At 47.1% G+C, this 25,829-nt stretch carries 23 protein-coding genes; 10 read left to right on the top strand and 13 right to left on the bottom strand.

What is annotated here, in order from left to right; all coding sequences use genetic code 11:
• Nucleotides 1-67: 67 nt before the first annotated feature.
• Complete coding sequence (locus ACYVJM_RS16475; RefSeq protein WP_461149323.1) at nucleotides 68-1,183, bottom strand: DUF3500 domain-containing protein; 1,116 nt, start codon at nucleotides 1,181-1,183, stop codon at nucleotides 68-70.
• 166 nt (nucleotides 1,184-1,349) lie between these two features.
• Between ACYVJM_RS16475 and ACYVJM_RS16470 the strand changes: the two genes are divergently transcribed.
• Nucleotides 1,350-2,459: an LBF_2804 family protein gene (locus tag ACYVJM_RS16470; RefSeq protein WP_461149322.1), complete on the top strand. Its 1,110-nt coding sequence runs from the start codon at nucleotides 1,350-1,352 to the stop codon at nucleotides 2,457-2,459.
• Nucleotides 2,460-2,592: 133 nt separating this feature from the next.
• Here the strand turns inward: ACYVJM_RS16470 and gldE are convergent, their stop codons facing one another.
• The 3 genes from gldE to mutY all read right to left on the bottom strand — a co-directional run bounded on the left by gldE (nucleotide 2,593) and on the right by mutY (nucleotide 5,671).
• Nucleotides 2,593-3,954 (bottom strand): gliding motility-associated protein GldE, encoded by a 1,362-nt coding sequence (gldE, locus tag ACYVJM_RS16465; RefSeq protein WP_461149321.1) that lies wholly within the window; start codon nucleotides 3,952-3,954, stop codon nucleotides 2,593-2,595.
• A gap of 39 nt (nucleotides 3,955-3,993) precedes the next feature.
• A complete protein-coding gene (locus ACYVJM_RS16460) occupies nucleotides 3,994-4,509 on the bottom strand; it encodes a single-stranded DNA-binding protein (RefSeq protein WP_461149320.1) in 516 nt (171 codons plus the stop codon).
• 73 nt (nucleotides 4,510-4,582) lie between these two features.
• A complete protein-coding gene (gene mutY / locus ACYVJM_RS16455) occupies nucleotides 4,583-5,671 on the bottom strand; it encodes an A/G-specific adenine glycosylase (RefSeq protein ID WP_461149319.1) in 1,089 nt (362 codons plus the stop codon).
• A gap of 141 nt (nucleotides 5,672-5,812) precedes the next feature.
• On the opposite strand from mutY, the gene ACYVJM_RS16450 reads away from it, so the two are divergent.
• The 3 genes from ACYVJM_RS16450 (at nucleotide 5,813) to ACYVJM_RS16440 (ending at nucleotide 9,002) form a co-directional block, all read left to right on the top strand.
• A complete protein-coding gene (locus ACYVJM_RS16450; protein WP_012930434.1) occupies nucleotides 5,813-6,115 on the top strand; it encodes an HU family DNA-binding protein in 303 nt (100 codons plus the stop codon).
• 55 nt (nucleotides 6,116-6,170) lie between these two features.
• Nucleotides 6,171-7,049, top strand: coding sequence for a tetratricopeptide repeat protein (locus tag ACYVJM_RS16445; RefSeq protein WP_461149318.1), 879 nt, complete (start codon nucleotides 6,171-6,173; stop codon nucleotides 7,047-7,049).
• A gap of 390 nt (nucleotides 7,050-7,439) precedes the next feature.
• The gene (locus tag ACYVJM_RS16440) at nucleotides 7,440-9,002 is read left to right on the top strand and encodes an Rne/Rng family ribonuclease (protein WP_461149317.1); all 1,563 of its coding nucleotides are present in this window, start codon (nucleotides 7,440-7,442) and stop codon (nucleotides 9,000-9,002) included.
• Nucleotides 9,003-9,088: 86 nt separating this feature from the next.
• Here ACYVJM_RS16440 and ACYVJM_RS16435 read toward each other — a convergent pair whose 3' ends face one another.
• The gene (locus ACYVJM_RS16435) at nucleotides 9,089-10,204 is read right to left on the bottom strand and encodes a lysophospholipid acyltransferase family protein (RefSeq protein ID WP_461149316.1); all 1,116 of its coding nucleotides are present in this window, start codon (nucleotides 10,202-10,204) and stop codon (nucleotides 9,089-9,091) included.
• A gap of 12 nt (nucleotides 10,205-10,216) precedes the next feature.
• Nucleotides 10,217-10,381 (bottom strand): hypothetical protein, encoded by a 165-nt coding sequence (locus ACYVJM_RS16430; protein WP_461149315.1) that lies wholly within the window; start codon nucleotides 10,379-10,381, stop codon nucleotides 10,217-10,219.
• Nucleotides 10,382-10,539: 158 nt separating this feature from the next.
• On the opposite strand from ACYVJM_RS16430, the gene ACYVJM_RS16425 reads away from it, so the two are divergent.
• Nucleotides 10,540-11,562, top strand: coding sequence for a LytTR family DNA-binding domain-containing protein (locus ACYVJM_RS16425; RefSeq protein ID WP_461149314.1), 1,023 nt, complete (start codon nucleotides 10,540-10,542; stop codon nucleotides 11,560-11,562).
• On the opposite strand, the gene ACYVJM_RS16420 is transcribed toward ACYVJM_RS16425, so the two are convergent.
• Nucleotides 11,546-12,241: a LuxR C-terminal-related transcriptional regulator gene (locus ACYVJM_RS16420; RefSeq protein ID WP_461149313.1), complete on the bottom strand. Its 696-nt coding sequence runs from the start codon at nucleotides 12,239-12,241 to the stop codon at nucleotides 11,546-11,548. The genes ACYVJM_RS16425 and ACYVJM_RS16420 overlap by 17 nt on opposite strands.
• Nucleotides 12,242-12,302: 61 nt before the next feature.
• Between ACYVJM_RS16420 and ACYVJM_RS16415 the strand changes: the two genes are divergently transcribed.
• On the top strand, nucleotides 12,303-12,854 hold the full coding sequence (locus tag ACYVJM_RS16415; RefSeq protein ID WP_461149312.1) for a hypothetical protein: 552 nt from the start codon (nucleotides 12,303-12,305) through the stop codon (nucleotides 12,852-12,854).
• Nucleotides 12,855-12,921: 67 nt separating this feature from the next.
• Here ACYVJM_RS16415 and dnaG read toward each other — a convergent pair whose 3' ends face one another.
• On the bottom strand, nucleotides 12,922-15,036 hold the full coding sequence (gene dnaG, locus ACYVJM_RS16410; protein WP_461149311.1) for a DNA primase: 2,115 nt from the start codon (nucleotides 15,034-15,036) through the stop codon (nucleotides 12,922-12,924).
• Nucleotides 15,037-15,209: 173 nt separating this feature from the next.
• On the opposite strand from dnaG, the gene ACYVJM_RS16405 reads away from it, so the two are divergent.
• Nucleotides 15,210-16,625 (top strand): vanadium-dependent haloperoxidase, encoded by a 1,416-nt coding sequence (locus ACYVJM_RS16405; protein WP_461149310.1) that lies wholly within the window; start codon nucleotides 15,210-15,212, stop codon nucleotides 16,623-16,625.
• Between the two features lie 93 nt (nucleotides 16,626-16,718).
• Here the strand turns inward: ACYVJM_RS16405 and ACYVJM_RS16400 are convergent, their stop codons facing one another.
• The 3 genes from ACYVJM_RS16400 to ACYVJM_RS16390 all read right to left on the bottom strand — a co-directional run bounded on the left by ACYVJM_RS16400 (nucleotide 16,719) and on the right by ACYVJM_RS16390 (nucleotide 19,848).
• Nucleotides 16,719-18,611, bottom strand: a complete 1,893-nt coding sequence (locus ACYVJM_RS16400) for an amidophosphoribosyltransferase (protein WP_461149309.1) — start codon at nucleotides 18,609-18,611, stop codon at nucleotides 16,719-16,721.
• 104 nt (nucleotides 18,612-18,715) lie between these two features.
• A complete protein-coding gene (locus ACYVJM_RS16395; RefSeq protein WP_461149308.1) occupies nucleotides 18,716-19,354 on the bottom strand; it encodes a phosphatase PAP2 family protein in 639 nt (212 codons plus the stop codon).
• 17 nt (nucleotides 19,355-19,371) lie between these two features.
• Nucleotides 19,372-19,848, bottom strand: a complete 477-nt coding sequence (locus ACYVJM_RS16390; RefSeq protein WP_461149307.1) for a gliding motility lipoprotein GldH — start codon at nucleotides 19,846-19,848, stop codon at nucleotides 19,372-19,374.
• A 111-nt stretch (nucleotides 19,849-19,959) separates the two neighbouring features.
• On the opposite strand from ACYVJM_RS16390, the gene ACYVJM_RS16385 reads away from it, so the two are divergent.
• The 3 genes from ACYVJM_RS16385 to ACYVJM_RS16375 all read left to right on the top strand — a co-directional run bounded on the left by ACYVJM_RS16385 (nucleotide 19,960) and on the right by ACYVJM_RS16375 (nucleotide 23,220).
• Nucleotides 19,960-20,319 carry a BlaI/MecI/CopY family transcriptional regulator gene (locus ACYVJM_RS16385; RefSeq protein WP_461149306.1) on the top strand — a complete coding sequence of 120 codons (360 nt, stop codon included), beginning with the start codon at nucleotides 19,960-19,962 and terminating at the stop codon, nucleotides 20,317-20,319.
• A 72-nt stretch (nucleotides 20,320-20,391) separates the two neighbouring features.
• Nucleotides 20,392-22,251, top strand: a complete 1,860-nt coding sequence (locus ACYVJM_RS16380) for a M56 family metallopeptidase (protein ID WP_461149305.1) — start codon at nucleotides 20,392-20,394, stop codon at nucleotides 22,249-22,251.
• A 9-nt stretch (nucleotides 22,252-22,260) separates the two neighbouring features.
• Nucleotides 22,261-23,220, top strand: a complete 960-nt coding sequence (locus tag ACYVJM_RS16375; protein ID WP_461149304.1) for a hypothetical protein — start codon at nucleotides 22,261-22,263, stop codon at nucleotides 23,218-23,220.
• 39 nt (nucleotides 23,221-23,259) lie between these two features.
• Here the strand turns inward: ACYVJM_RS16375 and ACYVJM_RS16370 are convergent, their stop codons facing one another.
• A complete protein-coding gene (locus ACYVJM_RS16370; protein WP_461149303.1) occupies nucleotides 23,260-24,456 on the bottom strand; it encodes a PSP1 domain-containing protein in 1,197 nt (398 codons plus the stop codon).
• Between the two features lie 82 nt (nucleotides 24,457-24,538).
• Nucleotides 24,539-25,825 carry a phosphoribosylamine--glycine ligase gene (gene purD / locus ACYVJM_RS16365; protein ID WP_461149302.1) on the bottom strand — a complete coding sequence of 429 codons (1,287 nt, stop codon included), beginning with the start codon at nucleotides 25,823-25,825 and terminating at the stop codon, nucleotides 24,539-24,541.
• Nucleotides 25,826-25,829: the final 4 nt, after the last annotated feature.

Here is a 25,829-nt window from a genome sequence, read left to right as displayed (position 1 = left end):
AACAAAAAATATTCACAAATTACGAAGAAACTGCCTTATATCTAGCTTAAAAATTGTTAAATGGCCCTCAGGGTTTGACAGCATGGCTACTTTGGTAGTGCTGCCGCAGCAAATCTTCGCCCCAGTCATTGGTCAAATCCCGAACTACCGTATGTATGTGGTTAGCATTCGTTTGCGTGTTGTCGTACTCGATCAGGATGGTAGGCCCGTGAATACGGTAGTACCAGCCTTTCCCATCGCCTAACTCGGGCGTCAGGTCGCCAGCCCAGGCAAAGTGCAGGTTATCCAGACCAGCCTTTGTTAGCTTATCCATCTGTTGCTTTGCCAGCGTAATCCGGTAATTGGTCAAGTAGGCCTGTAGTAAGTTCATGAACAGCTTCCGTTGCTCAGGTGTCATCTCAGACACCATCAGCCCATCCATTTTGTCGATTGTAGCAACCCGTTTATTGCTGGTTACGATATCGGGATAAGCTATAGGGGCAATGACCGCTTTCTTCCGCTGTTCTTCATTGAGCGATTTCAACAGGATGAAAGCCTGCTCGGTTTCCTGTTTTAATATGGACCTTCCTTTCTGCGGCAGGTCGTTCACGCGGGGGTCAGACATGCGCTTATCGGCCATTTTGGTATCGTACCGTAACACACCGGGATTGCTGCCGAAAAACGTGGGTGTCTGCGCAATTACCTTACCGGTCAGCGACATAAACTGTAAAGACAGATGGTGCCCTTCAATACGCCAGCTCCAGGGCGTTTTTGCATCCGGCTCCCCGAAAATAGTGAACGAGTAATTTTCCGGATCACGATAAACATCATTAGGCGGCCGGTTATCAATAACACGAAGCACATTTTCCATGTCGATAATGGACGTTGCCTTGTCGTATCCCTGCTGACTGAGTCCCGTTTTAAGCATGGCCATGGCAGCCTGACGTTGTTCCGGACTCATCTGCTTCAGGGGTAAGCCCTTACGCTCACGCGGAACAAAATGCCAGTTGAAGCGCTCGTTATCATCGAACGGGAAGGTTGCCTGTTTTCGCTGGTCGGCGGAGAGCAAGGTTACGAACGCCGTTGCGGCATCGAGCATTTCATCTTTAACACGCTGTTGGGCCGGCGTAGTTTTAGGCGATGGGGCTACCTGCTGAGCCACTGCTTGTCCTGCAATCAGGCAGCACAAAAGAAACCGTTTCATAGGGAAACATATTAATATCTACTTTACAAAGCCGCGTTCCTAAAACATATACTTATCATGTTGTAACTACCGTTCAATCAATTACTTTCAACGATTAGCGTTCCTTTTGGTAACAACCGTAGCCCTTTCGCAGTTTACAGATTAACTCACTGTCAACGTTAAGAATATGTCTACTCGGCCACCCAATGATAGCCTAGGTCCACTCGATCACCTGGCGCTACGCTACCTGCGCCAGTCCCTCGATACACCCCATCCAGCCGATGAACCATACGTACTGAATCCTGTTGAAAGTCGCGTTATTCGCCGAACGAAAATCGTTACGCTAACCATGGCTTCCTTTTTAGGAGTTATGGGCGTTCTATTGTTGTACGGGCCTCAATATATGTGGCCATACCTCTTCACCAACACCACATTCAGGCTTTTTGGTAATGTCTTCGCCTTACCCCTGGTTACCATCTTTTATGGCTTGCTTTTGGTGTATCTGGAAGTCTATCTGCTGGTTGCCCTTAACCTGCGGGGGGTTAAAATGATCATGCACGTTTGCCAATTCCCAAACGCTCATGATGCGCAGTACGAACGACACTTGCAGGCATTAGCCAAGGCCGCTCTCGAAAAAACGAATAGAGGTGTTCTACGCCTTGGTATCAGCCCTTACCTAAACATGCCACGCTGGGGGCTTACGCTATTCTTCCTGATAAATACGGCCAAAGCAGCGCTCAGCAGTGTTGCCTTGAAGTTTTTTATAAAACGCTTCTTCGGCCAATATGCCCTGCGGCAGGTGACCGAGTTGGCCGGGATGCCCATTTACGCATTCTGGAACGCGTGGGCCTCCTGGCATGTACTCCACGAAGCCCAAGTTCGGGTAATGGCCCCAACCACTATTCGCGAGTTTGTACATGAACTGCATGAAGAATGGGGCAAGAATGATGAGTTTAGCCCGTTGATCCTGGAAGCGCTGCAGTATGTCTCTATTTTAAAACGACAATACAATTATGCGCACTTCCTGCTTACAGAAACCCTCATCGATCGGTTCGCTCTACAAGCAGATATGCCCATAAGCGACAATTTCCTGGAAAAGTTAGCTAAAGCGCCGGCTTCTGTACAGCGTAGTTTGGAGAGACTGCTGGTTTTTGGCGTACTGGTAGACGGGAAATTGTCTTACCTCGAAAAACGGCGGCTCGGCGAATTACGTAAGCATGGTTTTCTAACCTATTCTGTCGTAGAGATCAAGCGTATTGGTGATGATTACAACATGGGCCGTGGACTATGGGTATAGTCCTTCGCTTGACAACAGATTTTAATCGGGTTATGTAAATAGTCATCGGCGGGTACTATTATTCTGGCTTTCAGTTAGCTAATAGTAACCGACGTAAACAGTATATATTAGTCCTACAAAGCAGGAATGCTCACTATCTGGATGGTGCCAATACCTGTTCCTGCTTTACAGTATCATCCTTTCGTACACGCACTTCATTAATCCGCTTATCATCTGCCGATACGATTTGAAACGTGAAGTTTGAATAAACCACTTCTTCACCCGATTTAGGTAGCCGGTTGAATAGTTCAAGCAGCAAGCCGCCCAGCGACTCACTCTCCCCCTGCACCGCTTCAAATGTAGTGGCATCAACGTTTAATACCCGGCATACATCGGTAAGCGGTATTTTACCTTCAAATACCACCGTATGTTCATCTTCCCGTCGATAGCCCAGCGGTGTCTCATCATCGAATTCGTCATTGATGTCGCCAAAGATTTCTTCGATTATATCTTCGAGCGTCACCAGACCGCGCGTTCCTCCATACTCATCAACGACAATCGCCATATGCACGCGCTTTTTCTGGAAATCCTGCAACAGGTCATCGACTTTCTTGTTTTCAGGAATGAAAAATGCTGGCCTTAGCAATGACAGCCAATGAAAAGAATCATCTTCGTGAATGTGGGTCAGTAAGTCTTTGATGTAAAGAATACCTTCAATCTGGTCGAGCGACTCTTTGTAAACAGGTACTCTGGAATACCCTGATAGATTGATCTGCTCCATCAGTTCGCTAAAAGTCAGATCATCCTCAACAGCTGAAATATCCAGCCTTGCCCGCATCACCTGCCGTGCGGTTAGGTTGCTGAAGTTAACAATTCCTTTAAGGATTTCCTTTTCTTCAACGGTCGCGTTGGTACCCGTCAACTCAACTGCCTGACTTAGTTCTTCAACAGACAGCTTGTAGCCTTTGCGCTCGATCCGTTTGTCGACCTGATTGCTTAAGTTAACCAGCACCATGGCCAATGGGCGAAAGACCATCAGACCAATCTGGGCCAGCGATGCCGTTTTTCGGGCAACGGTAAGGTTGTTCTGACTGGCGTATACTTTAGGGACAATTTCGCCAAAAAGTACAATGGCAATCGTAGTTACGAGTGTCACAACAGGCAATACCCAGTTCTCCGCCCGGGATGTTAAAGAAAATTGCCAGGTCAGGTAAGTGACAATGACCACAATCGCAATGTTCAGTAAATTATTGAAGATAACGAGTGAGGCAAGAAGTCGCTTGGGCCGTTCGAGAAGGGTGGCAATACGACGATCGGCAGTCAATACGCTATCGCGGCACTGGGCACGATCATCGGGTGACAACGAGAAGAAAGCGGCCTCTGAAGCTGATACCAAACCAGCCAGTGTAAGCAGCAATAAAATTAAGGCCGTATAGGGGCCGTATAAATCAAAATAGGTGCCCCAGCCGTCTGTGGCCAGGAGCACCTGTCGAGGAAGAGGATCACTAAGGTCCATGTATATCAAATCTCGTTCAACAATTGAGCGCTGCGTAGTTTAGAACGGTAAGTCGTCATCACCACTGTTGCTCTCAAACGGTACTGGTTCGGGCTCCCGACGGGCCGGAGCCGCCTGTTGACGGGGAGCGGCCTGCGGTGCGGATTGCTGGCGGGGAGCCGCTTGTGCCGGGGCCGCCTGCTGGCGCGGAGCCTCGTACGCAGGTTCCTCTGAGCGCCCGTCATTGGGGCTTCCCAGAAGCTGCATGGTATTAGCCCGCACACGCAGGGAAGTACGCTCTTTCCCTTCTTTGTCCGTCCACAACTCTGTCCGCAAGCGGCCTTCAACGTAAACGGAATTCCCTTTCTTTAAATATTTTTCGGCGACTTTAGCTTGCTCGTTCCATAATTCAACCCGGAACCACTCGGTTTGCTCTACTTTCTCGCCGTTTCTATTTGTATATTTTTCGGTCGTTGCCACATTAAACGTCGCGACAACAGCACCACCGTCCAGATAACGTACTTCAGGATCAGCACCTAAGTTGCCGATGATTGTCATCTTGTTAAGACTTGCCATGCTCTTGGTTTTGTTGGTTATCTACGAAAATGGGTAGTGTTAAAGAAGATTAAAGATACTGAAATATACCGACTCATGCAAACTGTTTCGCCAAATAGTTTGTAATCAATACGGGCTTGGGTAGTATACTTATTTCCTCCATTGAATACCACTGTAAATCAATCGGCAAACTGCCGACAGCCTTTTCCGGTAAGTCAATCAGAAAAAAAGTAGCCCGTAGTCGCTGGTGAGACAGCAGTTGCGTCGCTTCAACGGGAGCATCTACCAGCTTTCCTTCGTTTACTAAACTACTGATGGGTTCGGATAAGGGTATATCCCGCAACGCAGTTTTGGGTTCATCGGTTTCCACTAAGTGAAAATCATACAGGTTTTGCCAAATGTCGCGGGCCACTCGCTCATGCAGTGCCAGACGTCCATTTTGTCGAAAAACCAGATAACTGAAAAATCTTTCCCGCACCGGAGCCTTTTTTGATTTAACGGGTAACTGGTGCTGACGGCCAGTTAAATAAGCAACACATTGCTGCTGAACGGGGCACAGCAAACAGTCGGGTGCGACAGGTGTACAGTGGATCGCTCCAAACTCCATAATAGCCTGGTTATAGGTAGCCGGATCTACCGACGCCTGAATCAACCGCATCGCTAATGTGGCAAACGTTTTTTTAGCCGTTGTTGTCGTAATGTCTTCTGTAATACTAAACACCCGGGCCAGTACCCGATACACATTCCCATCAACGACGGGCACCCGTTCACCAAACGCAAAAGAAGCAATAGCGGCCGCGGTGTAAGCACCTATCCCCTTCATTTTCAACAAGTCATGATAGGTGTCCGGAAACTTACCGGCTAATTTCTCCGTTATGTGGCGGGCAGTCTGGTGAAGATTTCGAGCTCGTGAATAATAACCCAGGCCTTGCCAGAGACGAAGCAGTTCACGTTCATCGGCAGTAGCCATATCCGAGATGGTCGGGTAGGCGGCTACAAAGCGCTCATAGTAGGGTTTACCCTGCGCCACACGGGTTTGCTGGAGTATAATTTCAGACAACCAGATATAATAGGGATTAAGCGTATGACGCCAGGGGAGGTCACGTTTGTGGATCGCATACCACTGCTCAAGTGTGGGAGCAAAAGTGATTTCGATATCGTTAGAGTCTGATTGCCAATCCAAAATAAACAAGAAAAATAAGACGTTACCTTATAAAAACGGAAGCACAGGGTTTTATAATTTATGGGAAACCCCTACCTTTGTGCTCCCATTTTTGAGAGCCCAATTTTCAACAATACAGTAAACGTTAAAGTTTAAGAAGTCGTGACGAAAGCAGATGTAATTGCCGAGATCTCCGATAAGACCGGAATTGACAAGGCAGAAGTGACCAACACACTGGAAACTTTTTTTTCAGTAGTTAAAGACTCGCTGGCCGAGGGAGAGAACATTTACGTGAGAGGGTTCGGCAGCTTCATCAATAAGAAAAGAGCCAAGAAAGTAGCCCGGAATATCTCTAAAAACACCGCTATGGTAATTGACGAGCACTTCATTCCGAGCTTTAAGCCCGCCAAAGTATTTGTTGAACAGGTGAAAACCAGCGACAAAGCTAAAGTAGCAGCTGAGTAAACAATTAACGAAAACTGAGCAAGTCTGGGCGTTTGCATCATGACGACTTTACCCCATGAATAAATCTGTGTTGTTTGTTATCGTACTGGCTTCGGCCCTGACGGCCGGGTTGTACTCCCTGCCCAAAGTGGTTGTGCGCAATGACAATAAGCAGCTTAGTGCATCCAGCGAGGGAGGTCATGCGACGCAAACGCCCACAGTTGCGCAGTCGGGTACTGATTCGCTTAACGTTACAGGAAAAGGAGCCGATGCCTCGGCAATCCATGAGAAGCCAATATCGCCGGAGCAACAAAAGCGCTTACGAACACTGGAAACTGAGTTTGCCTCGGCAGGCCCAACCCAGAAAGAACCCATTGGAGAGAAACTGATTGCCCTTTTTCGCGACCTGACCCGCTATGACAGCGCGGCTCATTATGCTGGATTAGTGGCCATGGCACAGCCCAATGAGCGGAACCTGCTGCGTGCAGGCGACGAACACTTCGAAGCGTATACCTTCGCAGTAGATGATAAAAAAACCGCTCTCTTAGGCCAGAAAACACGCGAGTTTTACCAGCAGGCGCTGGCTAAAAACCCGAATTTGCTGTCGGCCAAGGCTAACATGGCTATGACCTATGTCAATACGGATACGCCCATGCAGGGAATCATGCTGCTGCGTGAAGTATTGAAACAGGACCCGGCAAATGAACTGGCTCTGTTCAACTTGGGCTTGTTATCCATGCGGTCAAATCAGTATGAACGGGCTATAGAGCGATTCCGGCAGATTCTGGTGAATAACCCTACCAGCCGGAAAGCACAGTTTTACCTGGGTATCAGTTTAGCAGAAGCCGGTCAGAAAGCGGAAGCAAAACAGGTATTGGCTCAGGTGAAAAAGCAGGAGAAAGACCCGCAAATTTTAGCGGCTGTACGCGAGTACGAAGAGCGGCTTTCAAAATGAATAATGCAGAATGAATAATGATTAGAGATAGTACATTATTCATTTTACCTTATTTATTGATTTTAAGGGCCTGATCAGGTGATCGGCCGACACGTATTTTCAACCATTAAACACTGTTTAACTATGCCTTGCGGTAAGAAACGGAAACGGCACAAAATTGCCACACACAAGCGGAAAAAACGGCTCAGAAAAAACCGGCACAAGAAAAAATAGTTTGTAGTTTGTGGTTTGTAGTTTTAACGATGAGCAGCAGCCTAATGGCCAGTGCATTACCTAACTTCAACTGAAAACTACAAACTACAAACTTTTAATAGAAGCCTCGGCCGGTCTGTAAAGTCCGAACGTGGCTTCTTTCTTTTTATATTGCCATTCTAACCGTACATTCATCTTGTGAGTAATGAATTAGTTATCAGTTCGACTCAGAAAGGTGATCGGATTGCGCTCTTGCAGAACAAGAGATTGCTGGAGTATCACGAAGAAGAGTTAGACAGCAGCTTTACCGTTGGCGATCTATACTTAGGAACAGTCAAAAAACTATCTTCAGGCCTCAACGCTGCTTTTGTGGACGTTGGGCATGAGAAAGATGGCTTTTTGCACTATCAGGACTTGGGACCGAATATCAATTCGCTCAACAAGCTTGTTAAAGACGTAATCGCCAAGCGCGTCACGACCGGGCGGCTCAACCAGAATCAGTTGGAGCCGGTTATCGATAAGATTGGGAAAATCGATAAGGTACTGACAAAGAACGCTCCCATTCTGGTTCAGATAGTTAAAGAACCTATCTCGACCAAAGGTCCACGCCTTTCCTGCGATATTTCTATTGCCGGACGTTATTTAGTCCTGGTGCCGTTTTCGGATGGGGTCAACCTGTCCAAAAAAATTACCGACCGTGGTGAGCGGTCAAGGCTCATGCGGCTCATGTCGTCGCTTAAGCCTAAAAACTTTGGTGTAATTGTTCGTACCGTTGCGCAGGACAAAGACGTTGAAGAACTCGATCGAGATTTGCAGCATTCACTTGCCAAATGGGATCAGGCAATTAAATCGCTTTCAGAAGCGAAACCCCGTGACAGAATTCTGGGCGAAATGAATCGGGCTTCGTCTATCTTACGCGACATGCTCAATGAATCGTTTGAGAGCATTACCGTGGATACCCGTGAATCGTTCGACGAAATCAGGGATTACATTCATACTATTGCCCCGGATAAGGAGAAAATCGTTAAACTCCATACCGGTAAGACCAAGGTTTTTGAAGCATTAGGTTTGGAAAAACAACTCAAATCGTTGTTTGGACGCTCCGTTAGCTTACCTGGTGGCGGCTATTTGATCATTGAACACACCGAAGCGTTGCACGTTATTGACGTCAACAGCGGTAATAAATCAAATTCGGAAGAGGACCAGGAAGCAACGGCCATTAGCGTAAACCGCGAAGCTGCTAAAGAAATAGCTCGCCAGCTTCGATTGCGTGATATGGGTGGTATCATCGTCATTGATTTCATTGACATGAAGAAAGCAGAAAACAAGAAACTTCTGCAAGACATCATGCGCGATGAAATGAAGCCGGAGCGTTCGAAGTTTACCATCCTCCCATTAACGAAGTTTGGCCTGATGCAGATAACCCGACAGCGGGTTAGACCAGAAATGAACATTGTTACCCGCGAGGTTTGCCCAACCTGCGGAGGTACCGGCACCATTCAGGCTAGCGTTCTGGTAACCGATGTTATTGAAAATAACCTCGATTATATGCTGACGAAGCAAAATGAACGTGGCATCTCTATTTCTATGAATCCGTTTTTATACGCTTATTATACTAAAGGTATCTACTCAAGACAGATGCAATGGTATGTAAAGTACAAAACCTGGGTTAAGATTGTCAAGGATACGTCTTTAGGTATTGTTAACTTTAAGTTTTTCAATAAGACAGGAGAAGAAATAGAAGTTAGCAATAATACCTAATCGTATAGTAAAATTTTACCATACCGTTTAAAAGACAAACCTCAGAACAATTGTTCTGAGGTTTGTCTTTTAAACAATAGATTATATTAGCAAAGGACTTCCATTTCTAATAACTCTCCAAATACTTCCTGTCCAACTACATCCTGTACAGAGTCGATTTTATGCAGGTTCATGAGGAGGTCCCGTAAGTCTTCTGTTATTTCATACGTCTGGTAATTCTGTCTGTCGAAGAGGATAGGGGCCTGCTGAAGATCACACAGCGAATATCGTTCTTCATTAAAAGTTGGTTGGCATCCAGTACGTCTGAATGTCCTGTTTTTTATCTTTTCAGGTTCTAAAAATAGATGGATGTAATTCCACCCTTCCCATTGTTCGGGATACTTGTTCAAAAAGGGCCAGAATGCATCATATAACTGTTGCAACGCTTCCTGGCAATAGATCTCCCGGTCACTCTGTATAATTGGCCGGATCGGCTCAAGAAAGTGTAGGGTATTCATACGATCGGCACCTCTATAGCTAACGACAGGCACGATGGGAACTCCTGTTGCATGAGATAGATAGCCAACCCCTTTACGGGTTAGAACATGGCGCTGACCAAATCGTACAGATAAAAATTGTGTCTCTTCTCCAGGTTCGGGATAGGTTTCCGGACTGCCATCAACATAAACAATCAGTGAACGACCGGCTTTTAGCTCCCGGAGAACGGTCAACCCTGCAGATGGGCTACCGGCTTCAACTACTCGAAATACATTCGTTAAACCATGCTTTTTACGTAATCCTGCTATGTGTTCTGCCATGCCATCGCCCTGACTTCGATTCATGTTGCTGCCTACAAGCAGCACGCAATCAACTCCCTGCCGGAAAAGTACGCTCGTGAGCAAGCGATAAGATCCAAGATGGTAAGTACAGTAAATACGAGGGCCTTCTGCTTTACTCCCTACTTTCCGCCTTCCACGTAGTTTTACCAGGTCACCAGCGCTCAAAAACTGCTGATCGAAGGTGGTGAAAACTTGCTGCAACAATAGATCCCTGAACATGGTTGCATGTTTTTGGCGGGGTATTGCCGGCAAAATGTTTTCAATTGTGGCGGAGAACGTGGTGAACTTCATGAGGTAGCCTTGCTCTTTGGCAAGGTCTACCTTCTCGAAGTGTTCTCGGCAGTAATCAAGTTCTTGTTTGTAAAGTTGCTTTGCTGTTAGCATGGCATAAACAGATTAGCGGGTGGCCACTATTTTACCGCTTGGACCCAAATCCCATTCGCTGCAGCAACGGGGAGTGTCGCCAAGAAATTTAAGAATGTTAGCTGATTCGGCTTTAGCGACTGAGTTAGAGATTGCTTTTACAACTTGGGCTGGTTTGATAGCGAATTGCTTTTTCATGATGGTTATTGATTGGCTTGTGTTTGTAGTTCGTTTTTGTTGATACAAAGCTACCGGCTTAATCAAGGGTCATCAATGGTGAAAAATGTCCGAATTAGCGCTTGGAATTAGTTAATTATTACCACTATCTTAGTAGGAGTTTTGAATAAGGAGACAGCATGAAGGAAATTCAATTAACGCGGGGCTTCCTAAGAAAACCAATCAATGGCGTATTGATTCTGCTGAGCATCGTACTGCTAATCGAGGCTCTATCCTGGTCTATTGGGTATAACATAAAAGCATACAAAGTGCAGGAAGCCGGTGGCTATTTGCATTATGTAAGCCTATTGCTGCGCTCGTTAATTATTCCTGAGCTGGTTACTCTTTTCATTACAATAGCTCTCGTTAATCTCTTCCATCGGTGGCTTAATCTAAAGAGTATTGAAAATGACTGGCGGTCGATTGGAAATTACCAACTACAGTTTCTCCCGGTTTTATTGATTGCCTTCTGGATTTTCAATCCGATTACCCAAACCGTTCGATACCTGCTGGTCTTTTTTCCTGACTATTCAATAAGTGGTTACTGGGAGAAATACATAGTCGATACGTTTCGATGGAACGTATACTTTATCTATCTATTTCCAATCCTTCTGGTGGGATATATTGCACTTAACATATCTCTGCTCCAGGACTATCTTAAACAGCGTCGTGAAGCTCTTGAAGCTGCTGAGGCCGAAGCAGCAAAAGTCGCTCAAGAAGCCTTGGCTTTGTCAGCCACTTTTTCACCTAAACAAGTTGTCCCATCACCGTACTTGTCTTATTTAAAAGGAAAAAATTCAATCGGCGAATTAGACTTTCCGGTTAACGATGTTTATTACTTTACTATTGAAGAGCGATTTTACTATGCTGAGTTAGCAAAAGGGCGCTATTTAATTAGTAAAACGCTCAATGACCTCGAAGCGGAATTAGATCCCACTCAGTTCTTCCGTATTAAGCGTGATTATATTGTTAACCGGCAGGCGGTGTTAAACTACGCTTATTGGGAAAATGGCAAGTATATTGTCCGGCTAAACACGCTCGAGGGACATGATATAATTGTTCCCCGAGCCCGAATGCAGGAATTCAGAGAGTGGCTTCAAAACAATCAGCGCCCCCTCTCCAGCAAAGATCCGCTCGAAACTACCTTTACAGATAGTTTTTGACGGCAATACTGTACTTTGGTAACTGGCGGCAACTGCTCAGCTCCAGTTTTTTTGCGATATGTGCTTTATGATTTACGGCTGTTCGATAGCTGATGTTTAATTTCTCGGCAATCTCACTGGCTGTATTACCATTGGCAATCATTCGTAAGACTTCACGCTCCCGCTGCGTTAATCGGCTGAGTTCATCACGCGTTCTATCAGAAATTACTTCCAAACCGAAGTTCTTAAGTAAGTTCATGAACCCGTTGCTATAGTAGCACCCCCCGTTACTCACTGTTTGGAAACACCGGTACAATTCATCCAGTCCATCTGTGGCATACAGAAAGCCAAAGAACCCAATCTTCATGGCATTGGCTACCACTCTCAGATCTGGATTTCGGGTATATAAAATGAATTTAGTCTGCTGGTTCGACTCCTGCATCTGCTCAACAATATCAAAGCTACGCTGTCCTGAAATCTCTGATTCCAGAATAACACATTGGGGGCGCTTAACCCGAATCTGCTGGAGTGTGTCTTCCATCTCCACTGCTCGACCCACCACATTGTAGCCTTGCTCCTTCAAAAGCTGACTCAATACTTCACAATTAAACTGTTCTGATTGCGCAACGAGAATAGAAAAGTCTCGTCGGCGAATCGCGAATTTTTTAGTGATCTCCTCATCACTGACGAATTGGCTCATGACATTCTTCACGTATAGATGGATCAATGTAACACAGTTGCATACTATTCTGTAACACTCAATGTTTGAAATCACCATTTTCCCGGACGAAATCAACCAATTAGATGAAACAATTTGGGTGATTTCGTCCGGGAAAATGGTGATTTCACGCATAACGGCTTGCTTTCAGCATAAAGTCAGGTCTACTTTTGGTTATCCAATTGCAAAAAACACATTTGACCATCGGGCGATGAATCAGGAAGAATCAGCAATATCGTTTGGCTACGAAGCCTCAGAAGAGGAGATCCAGAAAGTCATTTTGGCGTGGGCACAGGCAACGGAAGCATTTCATTATCGCTTCGCTAAATTGGATCGAATCATTACTACTTTACAGGCTATGGGCCGTCGGCATACACCGGCAAACCGGGCTCGTTTAACTCGACTCATCGAACTACGCCAGCACATGGGCGATGTTATGATGACTTTACTACTGGACATGTCTGGTTCAAAACCAGGCAAGTCGAATCAATTGTCAAAGCCAGGTCAACTTCACTCTCATGCCAGTCTGCTGGATGAATTGAATCGAAAAATTGATGCCGAGTTACTTGGTGTCTCTACAGTAGCTCAAGCTTAGTGTTCACCCCTCCCTATTGATAAAGGTTGGCTCCACTTTAGTAAGTTGGAGCCTTTTTTTATGACCATCAGCCAGAAATAACAGTTCCAAGCAGACTCGATATTTCGATGTCTATCCGTTTAAAGTGCATAAATTCCGTTAACAACTGATCGGCTTCTTCCGGCGATTTATTGCCCGATTCCCGGAGCAGTTGTTGCAGGGTTGCCATGCGTTGTTCGGCCAGCAGTTTTTTAATACGCAGAATGTTCCGGTAAGCAGCATCGGCCAAAATTCCAACCTCCTCTTCCGACGGGACGAAGATTTCGTGCTTTAACCATCCTTCACTAATCTCGTAGCGCGGTGTAGTTAGGTGAATAGCCTGATTTTGAATTTCCGCCCCACCCGGCCATTCTGATGTCTCAGAACGACGATTTAGAAAATCATTGGCCGTCAGAATATCCCCACGCGAATACGCTTCCCTGAAGAGCGTTAAAATAAGGTTGTAAGGGGGTGTTTGAAAATCAATATCATGCAGTTCACTCAGTACGTACTGACACAACGTTATACCCGGCTCCAGTTCGCGTACACCGTAGTTGATCAGTAACCGCACACATTCCTCTTCCTGGTAGGATAACGGCGCTCTGACGCCTTTTGTGCGCTCATCCGTAAAGAATTTGCCCGGTGCTACCGCTTCGGCCGGAAAATCCATGTCAGGGTGATCAGGAGCAAAGCCATCCAGAAGCGAATTGATGTCATCGAGAGAAGGCTCACCGGAGGGCGCCGACACAGGGTTCGCCGTTGTTTTTCTACCGGATGAATCCCCTGTTCGCTGTTGACGCTCGGAATCCTTTTTGCTCTGATCCTGCTGCTTTCGTAACAGTCGATTTATTTCCGATATGACCGATTGCTCACTGACGTGAAAGACCTGCGCTACCCGCTGAGACAGTGTCTGGCGTTTAAGCGCATCCGGAATTTTGGTGATACTGACACAAACGTCGGAGATACCTTCGGCCCGTTTTAATGGATTGTCGCCCGCTTCGGTGAGCCACCGGCTGGCTTTAAAGTCGATAAAATCCTGAGCATGCTCCCGTATATAGGTCTTAAACGCATCGGCCCCGATCTTGTGGACGTAACTGTCCGGGTCTTCGCCATCCGGCAAGAGCAGAAGGCGAAGGTTCAAGCCCTCCTCCAGTACCATATCCAGCCCACGCAAAGCCGCTTTGATACCGGCGGCATCACCATCGTACAGAATAGTGACGTTCGGTGTGAAGCGTGAAATTAAGCGAATCTGGTCGGTTGTTAAGGATGTTCCCGACGAAGCGACCACGTTTTTAATTCCAGCCTGGTGCAGAGAAATTACATCTGTGTAGCCTTCGGTCAGGTAACAGACGTCTTCCTGCCGTATAGCCTGTTTGGCCTGATAGATGCCGTACAGAACCTGGCTTTTATGATAAACTGCCGTTTCCGGCGAGTTAAGGTATTTAGGTGCCGCGCCACCGGGCTGGTTCTTATCGGTTTTTAGAATCCTCGCCCCAAAAGCAATGACCCGCCCCGACACATTATGGATCGGGAACATAACCCGTCCCCGGAACCGGTCAAATGCTTTACTATCGCCCCCGGCCGAACCTTCTTTTACCAGGATAAGACCGGCTTTCTCCAGTAGATCCCGGCTATATCCACGGCGCAATCCCTCTTTCAAAAGCGCGTCCCACTGGTCAAGCGTATAGCCCAGCTCAAAGGCATCCATGGTAGGATTCGTAAAGCCACGCTCCCGGAAATAGCTCAGGCCAATGCTTTTACCTTCGTCAGTTGTTTTAAGCGTTTCCTGAAAAAACGTTTTAGCAAAATTCAGAACGATCAGCAGACTCTCCCGTTCGTTTTGCCGTAGCAAGTCTTCTGGGGTTTGTTCCTGCTCTTCGATCTCAATGCCGTACTTCTTGGCCAGATAGCGTAAGGCTTCACCGTACCCGATATTCTCAATATCCATGATAAAACGCACGGAGTCTCCCGCTTTCCCACAACCAAAGCATTTATAGATCTGCCGGGTTGGGTTAACGTTAAATGACGGCGTTTTCTCATTATGAAACGGGCAACAGGCAATGTAGTTACTACCTCGTTTCTTCAGCGACACGAAATCATTTATTACCTCCAGAATGTCGGCTGATTGGCGAATTCGTTCGACGGTTTCTTCAGGAATACGCATTGAATAAATAGTGATTAGTCTATTAATCAAAGGTACGCCGAAAGTTATGTTTTCGTGTACACAGACAATCGGGGCGAGTCACCGTATTAATCTATCTGGCAACATTTTTGCTAATTCTAATTGAAGCTCAGACTCCTATTTATTTGGTAGTACATCTTATGCCGTAATAATTTATGATTTCACCTTTTTACTTTCTCCAAATCAGGGGCTCTCATTACCCCGTCGCCTTTAAGAGTAACCGGAGTGGTCTATTGCTTAGTCTGATTGTATTGTCTTTTTTACAGTCCTGTCGGGTACAGCCAACAGACCCGGAACCCCTGATGCCACTGGGCAAAACGGCTGATTTATATACAGGTAACGTAGCCACTCAATGGGCGGCTCTACAGCTCAAACTAACGAGAACAACCCCCGGATTCACTCCTCCGGTGGCCGCCAGAGCCTATGGGTACGCGGGTCTTACCCTATATGAAGCAGTCGTACCCGGCATAACAACCCGGCGATCACTCGTGGGCCAGCTGCAGGGACTTACTGCATTACCTCAGGCACAATCCGGTAAAGTTTACAATTGGGCGTTAAGTGCCAACGCGGCCGAAGCGACCATTTTACGAAACCTTTACCCAACAACAAGTGCGGCCAACAAGACTACACTGGATTCATTGGAAACAGCACTACAAGCAGCATTTAAGGATACCGACGAAACCGTTAACCAACGCTCAATTGAGTTTGGAAAAAAAATTGCGGATGCAATTTTTGACTGGTCCAAGTCCGACGGGGGTGACGCTGGCTACAGCCGAAACTTTCCGGCCAGCTACATTGTGCCCACGGGTGCTGGTCTTTGGCAGCCCACAGAAAACGGGCAGAAGATTCCTATGCAACCTTATTGGGGTCAAAACAGAACGTTCGTGAAAACCAATGACGAACTGCCAATGCCTAAGCCGCTGCCGTACTCAACAGACGCAAAATCGGAAACTTTTGGCCAGTACATGGATGTGTATAATAAGTCAAAAAGACTGACTCAAACTGAGAAAGAGATTGCTGTCTGGTGGGCCGATAACCCGGCTGAAACGTTTACACCTCCCGGCCACTCGTACAACATCGCCCGGATTGCCGCATTGACCGACAAAGCCACACTTGCAAAAGCGGTTGAGACCTTCGCGCGCACAGGAATTGCGGTCGCCGATGCCTTTACGCTCTGCTGGCGCTGTAAGTACACTTACAATAATATGCGTCCTTACACATACGTCAGACTGGCCATCGACCCAAACTGGATTCCCTTCTGGCCAGCGCCACCTTTTCCAGGCTACCCATCCGGCCATGCCACCCAGTCATCGTCGGCGGCTACCGTGTTAAATGCAATTTACGGCGAAAACTTTGCGTTTACGGACGATTCGCATAGTAACCGGGCAAAAGATGCCACCCGGAATGTTGAGTTCAAGGCGCGTTCGTTTACATCATTTACACAGGCAGCCCAAGAATCAGCCGATTCGCGTTTCTATGGTAACATACATACCAAACAAGACAACGAAACCGGCCTGGTTGAGGGCAAAAAGATAGGTGCCAACATAAACGCCCTTATCTGGCAGAAGTAACTGGTATAAACGTAAAGTGGGTGGAGTAAGTGAAAGCAGTTCTATACTGACCTGCTTTCACTTACTCCACCCACTTTACGTTTATACTAAATCTTAGTACGCTCTTACCAGTTTCCCTTCCATGAAGTTCACAAAGGCCTTGTTCACAACATTATTGCCGCCCGGAGTTGGGTAGTTGCCCGTAAAGTACCAGTCGCCGGAATGGTTTGGACAGGCTTTATGGAGATTTTCAACGGTCTGGTAAACAACGGCGATCTCAGCATTCAGGTCGGCGGGGGTAACGATTTCCGCAACCTTACGAGATAGTTCGTCGTGTGTAAACGGCTCAAAGATCGCCTTAACGTAGTTTTGTTTGTTTGCGTTGCCAGACTCTATGGCCGCTACACACTGGCCGTACACTTCCTCCAGTAAATCTTCCTGTCCCCGGTCGCGGAGTAGCTCAAGTGCCGCCCGGAAACCAATGAACTCTTTGAACTTCGACATGTCGATGCCGTAGCAATCGGGGAATCGAATCTGCGGGGCCGAAGAAACAATGATGATTTTCTTGGGACCAAGCCGATCCAGCATTCGCAGAATGCTTTTCTCCAGCGTAGTGCCCCGAACAATGGAGTCATCGACCACAACTACATTATCCTTGCCTTTCTTGATCACCTCGAAGGTGGTATCGTACACATGCGACACCATATCGTCCCGCTGCGAATCGTCGGCAATAAAGGTGCGTAGTTTTACATCTTTGGCCACCAGCTTTTCAATTCGTGGTCGGAATGACAGCACCCGGTCCAGTTCTTCTTCGAAAAGGATACCGTCCATGATGGCTTTCTTACGCTGCTTGGCCAGGTAATCTTCCAATCCTTCTACCATACCGAAGAAAGCCGTTTCGGCTGTGTTTGGTATGTAGGAAAAGACCGTGTTTTCGAGATCGTAGTCTATTTCTTCGAGGATCTGCGGAATCAGCAGTTTTCCCAGCGTTTTGCGCTCATTATAAATATCGGGGTCGGTAGCCCGTGAGAAGTAGATCCGCTCGAAACTGCATGATTTCTTCTCAATGGGTTTTACAAACTCCTGTTCCCTATACTCACCGTATTTGTCAACGATAAGTGCATGACCGGGTTTTACTTCCTGTATGGCACTGTAGTCGACGTTGAAAGCGGTTTTAATGGCTGGTTTTTCGGATGCAACCACCACAACTTCGTCATCGGCATAGTAATAAGCGGGACGAATACCGGCCGGGTCGCGGGCTACGAAAGCCGCCCCGTAACCAGTCATGCCAACCATGGCATAGCCGCCGTCAAAATCACGGCAGGAACGGTGCAGAACGCGTTGTAAATCGAGATTATCTTCAATAATATCCGACAGATCGGGGTTTTCATAAATGCCCTTGAACCGCTCGAACACCCGCTGATTTTCTTCATCCAGGAAGTGCCCGATTTTTTCCATCACCGTTACGGTGTCAACCTTATCCTTCGGATGCTGACCCAGCGAAACGAGCTTATCAAACAGCTCTTCAACATTGGTCATGTTGAAATTACCCGCCACGACCAGATTCCGGCTGCGCCAGTTGCTTTGTCGAAGCATGGGATGGCAGTTTTCGATCTCGTTCGCTCCGTGCGTGCCGTAGCGGAGGTGACCCATCCAGACTTCGCCCGTGAAAGCGATGTTTTCCTGAAGCCACTTAGCGTCTTTAGCTTTTTCTTTGTTGCCTTTGAGCGCTTTACGAAATTTCTTGTTAACCTTCTCGAAGATGTCCGTTACGGGCCGTTGATCGACGGAACGGTAGCGGCTGATGTAGCGGTGCCCGGCTGGTACATCCAGTTTAATGTTGGCAATACCGGCGCCGTCCTGCCCGCGATTCACCTGCTTTTCCATAAGCAGGTAAAGTTTGTTAGCGCCGTAGAGCGCTGTACCGTACTTGTCAATGTAATATTGGTACGGTTTGCGCAGCCGGATCAGGGCAATACCGCACTCATGTTTGATGGCGTCGCTCATGAGGGAGTTTGTCGATGCACGTTGATTTGGTAATATTGAGGTAACGGCTCAGCTTTGGCAATGGTTCGGCAGAGCTCTAAACAAAAGTAGGCAAAAACGGCAAGCTATTTATCTGACGGTAGCTTCGTTTTCGTCGCCCAATTGCACATTAATCGAAATATAATCACCGACGAAATAGTGCCAACCAACGAACCAACAAACACATCTTCAACGAAATGCTGGAATAGATAAACGCGCGAATACCCCGCCAGAACACCCAATAACAGCCAAATCCAGCCCCTATTTTTATTGTCATCCAGAAACGCCATCAGGCTAAACAGAGCGAAAGCCGTAATAGTATGCCCCGATGGAAAGCTGTTATAACTGAAAATATCCAGGCCTTCGATGAGGTGATATTGAAAGCTTGAATGTTCAAAATATTTTAGAGGACGGGGCGAACCTTTAAAGACCACTTTCTTCAGAAATTCGGAGGTTAAAGTCGACAGCGCGAAACTGGCGAAGGCCATCAACCCGATACGCCGGTTAAAAAAAACGAGAAGCAGACAGACCACAGCAAAAAAAATCCCATCGCCCAGGTAGGTGATGTACGGAAAAAGAGCGTCGGCAGCCGGGCTATTACGCGTGTTCACCCATTGCATTAGCTGCTCCTGGGAAAAAATCAGTTGGAGTACGCCAAACAGCAGCAGCAGGAAAGCATATGGAAGAAAAAAGAGCCGGTTTTTACGCAAAAAATCAGTTACCATTAGCAGCACAAGTCGGTTTAATGAGAAGGAGCGGCTTTTTCGACCGTAATGCCGACACTCATGACGTTAAGCAGCGGGTCCTGACGCATGTACTGCTTTAGCTGCATGGTATATTTACCGGGTTTTGGAAAACGGTAGTTACGCTTCATCAGGAACTTGTGGTCGAAGAGATCACCCAGGCCATCGCCATTAGGTTTGCCCGTTTTAGGGTCCATCAGAATTAACTCATCCAGACGGGATTCGAGTTCTTTACCAGAAGCGTCGCGCAGGTAGCGAGTCAGGTAAAGATTGTAATATCCGTATGACAGGCTGTTGCGAAGATTATAGTAAATGTTGTAGGGAACCGATGTATCCTTGATTTCGAAGGTGAACGAAGGTGCATTTTTAATATACCACTTTCCATCCTCAATATCGGTGTATTCTTTATAAACGGCGTTTGTGTCGCAACTGCCGACCAGTAACGCCACGAGTAATACTAACCCCAATCGTTTCATAGACCTAACTCAATATAGTACACAAATCTACAACGGGGCGGCTGGCTTTTCAAACGCCAAAAAACTACTTAATTAGTTTGCAAACGATAAAAATAGTTTTAGCTTTGTTCTATGGAAAAGTTAACAGCTAAAGAAGAAGAAGTTATGCAGGTGCTCTGGAAGATGGAGCAAGGGTACGTAAAAGATATGGTGCCCCAGTTTACAAACCCGCCATTGCATTATAATACGGTTTCGACCATTGTACGCAACCTCGAAGAAAAGGGATATATCGGCCATAAAGCATACGGTAACACCCACGAATATTACCCGATAATCAGTAAAGAAGCCTACCAGAATCGATTTGTTCTTACCAAAGTGGTCGATGAATATTTCGATAACTCCTATAAGAATCTAGTCAGTTACTTTGCGCAAAATGAGAAGATCTCTGCCGATGAACTGCGGGAAATCCTGGCGATGATCGAGAAGAAATAGTGGTACTCTCCCGGATTAACGTCCGGTTTCTATAAAAAATTAGCCGGGCACTATCCAGGATTTGTTACCGCTATGGAAACGTTACGCTATGTTGTGTTGGTCAATGGCCTGCTGGCCGTTGTAAGTGTTGCTTTCTATATACTGCTCCGGCGGGAAACCTTTTTTGGTGCCAATCGACTGGCGTTGTGGCTGGGTCTGGCCAGCTCGGTTGTCCTCCCATTACTCGAACTCCCTGACTGGCGTCCGCAGCCGGTTCGATCGGTCATGCAGCATACGGCTCAGGTTATTATACCCAAAGTGCTTTCAGAGCCGCGCACTCCTTACCCTGACGTAACGATTACCTTTCCCAACTTAAAGACCTATCGGGCTTTTCAGGCGCAACAGCAGCAATTTGTCTGGTCATGGCAAAACGGGCTGGTCCTGCTTTATTTTCTTGGTGTCCTGTTGCTCCTTATTCGGTTCATTGGTCAGTTGTTTTCTCTCCGCAAACTTATCCGAAGGTCTATCCAGGAGCGTTCTACCGACTTTATACTGGTGCAAAGTGCCGCCATCCCCTCTCCTTTCTCCTTTTTTAGCTGGGTATTTGTTAATCCAAACCAGCACACACCTGATGAATTAGATCAGATTCTTCGGCACGAACGGGTTCATGTGCGCGAGCGGCACAGCTTCGATATGATCGGGGCCGAGCTTGTCTGTATTCTTTTCTGGTACAATCCGGCGGCTTATCTGTTTCGAAAATTGCTTCAGCAGACGCTTGAGTTCAGCGCCGACCAGACCGTACTGGCGGAGGGCGTCGATGCGAAACTGTATCAATATAATTTACTGAAAGTGAGTTTATCCGGTGGTCAATCGACTATTACAAACCACTTTAACAGGTCGCAACTCAAATCCCGGATTGTCATGCTCAACCGATCTAAATCTACCCAATTAAGCTGGCTCAAGTACCCTGTTCTCGTACTGGCTGCCTTAACTGTAGCTTCTGCCTTTGCGCGGCCTCAGCTAAACGCATTAGCCAAACACTTGCCCAGCAAGGTTTCCTCGGCCTTGCTAAGTGGACCGTTAAAAAAAATGCCCCAGCCGATCGAAGAACAAGACATATCCGTTGACAGAACGACGACTCTCCCGGCCGATCGTACTCTTGATATACAGCTCATTCAGCCGGCCCAATCAACGGTAGACTCCATCAGTCAGCAAACCAAAAAAGATTCGACTCGAGTCAGCCCTTCCCGCTACATGGCTTATCAGGGAGATTATTTATACTGGATAGTAACCCCTAAAACAACATTTGACGATTTTGTAATAATGAAGCAGGAGTTTGCCAAACATGGCAGCACTATGCAACTTAACGAAGTCAAGTATGATCCGCTTTATGCATACATAGAACGAATTGTGTTTACTATTCAGCGGGCATCGGGCGGAATGGCGCGTTGTGACGAAACAGAAGACGACAGCAAACCCATTCCATCCATTGCCGGACTTCTTGGCACTGGTCCCAAAGCCGGCAGTGCCGGTACAGGTGCTTTGAAGTACTACAAAAATGATTTTCCGGAAGCTCTACGCAAAACGGCGGCCCTAGACGAAGCGGGTGTTGCCCAATTTATTCAAGCTCATCGGCTAGACTACTTGATTCAGGACGGCGAACGGAAGTTCAAGGATTTGGGAAACGGTGCAAGTACATACTCAAAAGAGTACTTTAAAAGTAAATCAACTCGAAACAGTGGCCTGACTGTTAACACGGATGGTTCGTTAGCAGTCGATCAAGATTTGGGGGCTATTAAAGTTTTTATCAATAACGAGCCGGTAGAACGGGAAGCTATAAGCAACTGGAAAGTCAATCAGTTATATTCAGTCGTTAAAAAATTACAGTACAATCCGGCAAAAAAAGAATCCTTTACCTCTGCGCTCTTAATCTACACCACTGAAGATAAATAAAACAGTTGCATGTATTCCTTCACCAACCAATTCAGCGGACCAACTTTGCGCCAGCGGGTTGGCATGATCAACAGCCAACGCTCCGGGCCATGGGCATGGTGGCGCTATGCTCTTTGGATCATACTAACGGGTAGCATGGTATTTGCCTGCCAGCACAAGGTTAAGGAACAGATTCACATACCAGGTCATGTATGGAGCCCCAAAACGCTGGCAGCCAACACACCAACGCGGGCTATGGTCGTTGATTTAGAAGACAAAGCAACCTGGTACCGCCATATGGCACTTTTTACTGATAAATTTGGAACAGAGGTCGTTCAAAGTAAGCCTGTGGTGCTACAGCTTAAAGGCAATCAATTTATACTGCCAGACGATTACAAGTATGAATCGGCGGTCTACATTGATGGAAAAGCAGTATCTGCTGATGCCTTGTCGAAGCTGGCACCTGAATTTGTCAGCGAATTATTTGTCATGCACCAGTGGGAAAACATGCCTGACGTCGATACGAAAGCCAAGCCTTATCAGATTTTAATTCAGACGAGTCCTGAACCTATTCTATTCAGCAGGAAGCGAAACCAGTTCTTTACGCTGCTCCAGGCAGCAGCGATTTCTAAGCATCCGCTCGGGGAGACGTTTTCGTTCAACATGAATCAGCTGCTCGAAGCGACATTCTTCCATAATAAAGACGCACTGGTCGAACGAACCAAGAACGAACACCTGAGCGTGTACGACGATTACGCCAAATCGGTAGAAGTTGCCATAAATAACATTCCTGCCACAGTTGCCGATGTAAAGGACATTCATGTTCGGGAAGTTGCCCGGCTGTATACCCAGGAGCGGCCCTATAGCGAGTGGTTCCGGGCCGATTATCCGCTCCCCAGATTTCGCCTGAACATACAAACCGCACCCAAGCGTGCCAAACGCGACAGCAGTTACTACGTCTTTAGTCCATTCTATACTGGTGATTTTTAAAAGCAACAAACCCCGACCAGCAAGGTCGGGGTTTGTTATTTAATTGACTTTACCGTTTTGGGCCGGTCTTGGCGTACCGCTTTCCGGCCCCCTCGACTTCTTCTTTTTCTTCTTCGAAGGCGTCCGGGTCGTGTACTTGGCGTCCAGCTTTTGCAGATCGCTGTTGAGCGCTGCTGCCGTAGTCGGCTCCTTCTCACCAATGGGCGTCAACACTTCGAACGACTCGGGTATGATACCTCGTTTGTTCAGTTCAACGATTTCCAGTACCCGAATAATTGGTAGCGGATGCCAGGTACTTTCGGCGCTGTAGCCAAACCACATGAGCTTCCGAAATATATCAGTCTTTTGCAGATAAGCGCGTCCCTTTTGGGTTTCCAGCGGCTTTTCAATCGTTGGAATATCCCGAAGCGCATCCATGTAGGTATCCAGTTCGTAGTTCAGACAGCATTTCAAGCGGCCGCACTGACCCGACAGCTTAGCCGGATTCAACGACAGATTCTGGTACCTAGCCGCCGAAGTAGCGATGTTTTTGAAATCGGTTAGCCAGGTCGAGCAACATAGCTCGCGCCCGCAGGAGCCAATACCTCCCAACCGACCCGCTTCCTGACGGAGGCTGATCTGCCGCATTTCGATACGCGCCTTAAACTCACCGGCCAGCATCTTGATCAACTCACGAAAATCGACCCGCTCTTCAGACGAATAATAGAATGTAGCCTTCGTATTATCAGACTGAAATTCAACGTCCGACAATTTCATATTGAGCTTCAGTTCCCGGGCAATTTCGCGGGAGCGGTACAAAGCGGGCAAATCCCGCAGAACGGCCTGTTCGTGGCGTTCCATATCTTTTGGCGTAGCGATCCGATGAATGACTTTGGTATCATCATTAATTTTCACAGCTCGTTTCTTCACCTGTAACCGTACCAGTTCCCCCTGAAGGGAGACCGCGCCGATGTGAAAGCCCGATTGCATTTCGACCACCACATAATCACCCGTAGTTAAATCAAGCAGATGAACATTTCGGTAATATTCTTTCCGTCCACCTTTAAATTTAACCTCAACTACATCGTATCGTTGGCCCGGCATGGCGATGTCACTCAGCCAGTCGAACGAATTCAGTTTATTGCAGCCTCCAGTGCTACACCCTCCGCTACCGCATCCTTTTGTGGCTGTTTTCTCGCCATCAGATGCGCCACGTTGGGTTCCACACCCGCCGGTTGCACAAGATTTGCAGGACATGTATATATATAATTTACGACCTGCGAACGACTAAGTACAATGGCGCTGGTGCCTGAATCATACCGTTTCATTCGCAAATCAGTTAGTCGGAGTACCGAATCAGGTCGAGCCCGATGTCTTTACGGTACTGTTTTCCGTCAAATTGTACTATCCGGGCCGCTTCCTGCGACTTCCTGACAGCGTTTTCAAGCGAGTTGGCCTGTGCGGTAATCGCCAGTACCCGTCCACCATTGGTCAACACGTGACCGTTTTTTTCCAGCGTTCCTGCATGAAACGCTGTCACATCTTCTAAACGTTCTAAATCCGAAATGATTTTACCGGTTACATAATCGCCGGGATATCCACCCGATACTAGCATGGTTGTTACGGCCGTTTGTGGCGATACCTGAACGCTAAGTTTGTCCAGTTCACCAGCAGCCGTAGCTTGCATCAGTTCGGCAAAATCACTTTGGATACGGGGTAACACGACTTCCGTTTCAGGATCGCCCATGCGTGCATTGTACTCGATCACGTAGGGTTCTCCGTTTACTTTCATCAACCCAACAAAGATAAAGCCCTGGTAGTTAATATTTTCCTGCTGTAAACCAGCCAGTGTAGGCTTTACTACTTTGTCTTCTACCTTTTGTAAAAAGGATTTACTCGCAAAAACTACCGGCGACACAGCACCCATACCACCTGTATTAGGCCCGGTATCCTGCTCGCCAATGCGTTTGTAGTCCTTGGCTTCAGGTAAAATCTTATAATTAACACCATCGGTCAGTACAAAGACCGACAACTCAATGCCTCGCAAAAACTGCTCCACAACAACTTTACTGCCTGCTGCCCCGAACTTTTGCCCGTCGAGCATATCCCGCATTGCCGTTTGAGCATCTGCAACTGTTTCGGCAATAATGACCCCCTTACCGGCCGCCAGCCCATCTGCTTTAATAACAATGGGGAGTGCGTGTTTTTCCAGGTAATCGAGCCCTTCCTGAAGCGTATCGACGGTAAAGGTTTGTGAAGCGGCCGTTGGTATGCCGTACCGAAGCATGAATTGCTTGGAGAAGTCTTTACTACCTTCCAACTGGGCACCCTGCGCATCGGGACCAACAATACCAAGGCTGGATAGATCGGGCTGTTCGCGAAGAAAATCAACAATACCCTTTACCAGCGGCTCTTCAGGACCTACGATCAACAGGTTGATTTCTTTATCCCGAATGGCCTCAGCAACGGCCGGAAAATCATTATAACTTATTGACAGATTTGTAGCCACCTGTGCTGTTCCGGCATTACCCGGCGCTACAAAGAGTGTATCACATAACGGACTCTGCGCTAGTTTCCAGGCAAAAGCATGTTCGCGCCCCCCCGATCCAAGTATTAGTATATTCATAAAT

It is taken from the genome of Spirosoma pulveris, from assembly GCF_054781875.1.
This window is presented reverse-complemented; position numbering and strand designations above follow the sequence as displayed.

Excerpts from the sequence above, each read along its gene's own strand:
- ACYVJM_RS16475 (WP_461149323.1), bottom strand. The coding sequence starts at position 1,183 with ATGAAACGGTTTCTTTTGTGCTGCCTGATTGCAGGACAAGCAGTGGCT.
- ACYVJM_RS16470 (WP_461149322.1), top strand. The coding sequence starts at position 1,350 with ATGTCTACTCGGCCACCCAATGATAGCCTAGGTCCACTCGATCACCTG.
- gldE (WP_461149321.1), bottom strand. The coding sequence starts at position 3,954 with ATGGACCTTAGTGATCCTCTTCCTCGACAGGTGCTCCTGGCCACAGAC.
- ACYVJM_RS16460 (WP_461149320.1), bottom strand. The coding sequence starts at position 4,509 with ATGGCAAGTCTTAACAAGATGACAATCATCGGCAACTTAGGTGCTGAT.
- ACYVJM_RS16445 (WP_461149318.1), top strand. The coding sequence starts at position 6,171 with ATGAATAAATCTGTGTTGTTTGTTATCGTACTGGCTTCGGCCCTGACG.
- ACYVJM_RS16435 (WP_461149316.1), bottom strand. The coding sequence starts at position 10,204 with ATGCTAACAGCAAAGCAACTTTACAAACAAGAACTTGATTACTGCCGA.
- ACYVJM_RS16430 (WP_461149315.1), bottom strand. The coding sequence starts at position 10,381 with ATGAAAAAGCAATTCGCTATCAAACCAGCCCAAGTTGTAAAAGCAATC.
- ACYVJM_RS16425 (WP_461149314.1), top strand. The coding sequence starts at position 10,540 with ATGAAGGAAATTCAATTAACGCGGGGCTTCCTAAGAAAACCAATCAAT.
- ACYVJM_RS16420 (WP_461149313.1), bottom strand. The coding sequence starts at position 12,241 with ATGAGCCAATTCGTCAGTGATGAGGAGATCACTAAAAAATTCGCGATT.
- ACYVJM_RS16415 (WP_461149312.1), top strand. The coding sequence starts at position 12,303 with ATGTTTGAAATCACCATTTTCCCGGACGAAATCAACCAATTAGATGAA.
- dnaG (WP_461149311.1), bottom strand. The coding sequence starts at position 15,036 with ATGCGTATTCCTGAAGAAACCGTCGAACGAATTCGCCAATCAGCCGAC.
- ACYVJM_RS16405 (WP_461149310.1), top strand. The coding sequence starts at position 15,210 with ATGATTTCACCTTTTTACTTTCTCCAAATCAGGGGCTCTCATTACCCC.
- ACYVJM_RS16400 (WP_461149309.1), bottom strand. The coding sequence starts at position 18,611 with ATGAGCGACGCCATCAAACATGAGTGCGGTATTGCCCTGATCCGGCTG.
- ACYVJM_RS16395 (WP_461149308.1), bottom strand. The coding sequence starts at position 19,354 with ATGGTAACTGATTTTTTGCGTAAAAACCGGCTCTTTTTTCTTCCATAT.
- ACYVJM_RS16390 (WP_461149307.1), bottom strand. The coding sequence starts at position 19,848 with ATGAAACGATTGGGGTTAGTATTACTCGTGGCGTTACTGGTCGGCAGT.
- ACYVJM_RS16385 (WP_461149306.1), top strand. The coding sequence starts at position 19,960 with ATGGAAAAGTTAACAGCTAAAGAAGAAGAAGTTATGCAGGTGCTCTGG.
- ACYVJM_RS16380 (WP_461149305.1), top strand. The coding sequence starts at position 20,392 with ATGGAAACGTTACGCTATGTTGTGTTGGTCAATGGCCTGCTGGCCGTT.
- ACYVJM_RS16375 (WP_461149304.1), top strand. The coding sequence starts at position 22,261 with ATGTATTCCTTCACCAACCAATTCAGCGGACCAACTTTGCGCCAGCGG.
- ACYVJM_RS16370 (WP_461149303.1), bottom strand. The coding sequence starts at position 24,456 with ATGTCCTGCAAATCTTGTGCAACCGGCGGGTGTGGAACCCAACGTGGC.
- purD (WP_461149302.1), bottom strand. The coding sequence starts at position 25,825 with ATGAATATACTAATACTTGGATCGGGGGGGCGCGAACATGCTTTTGCC.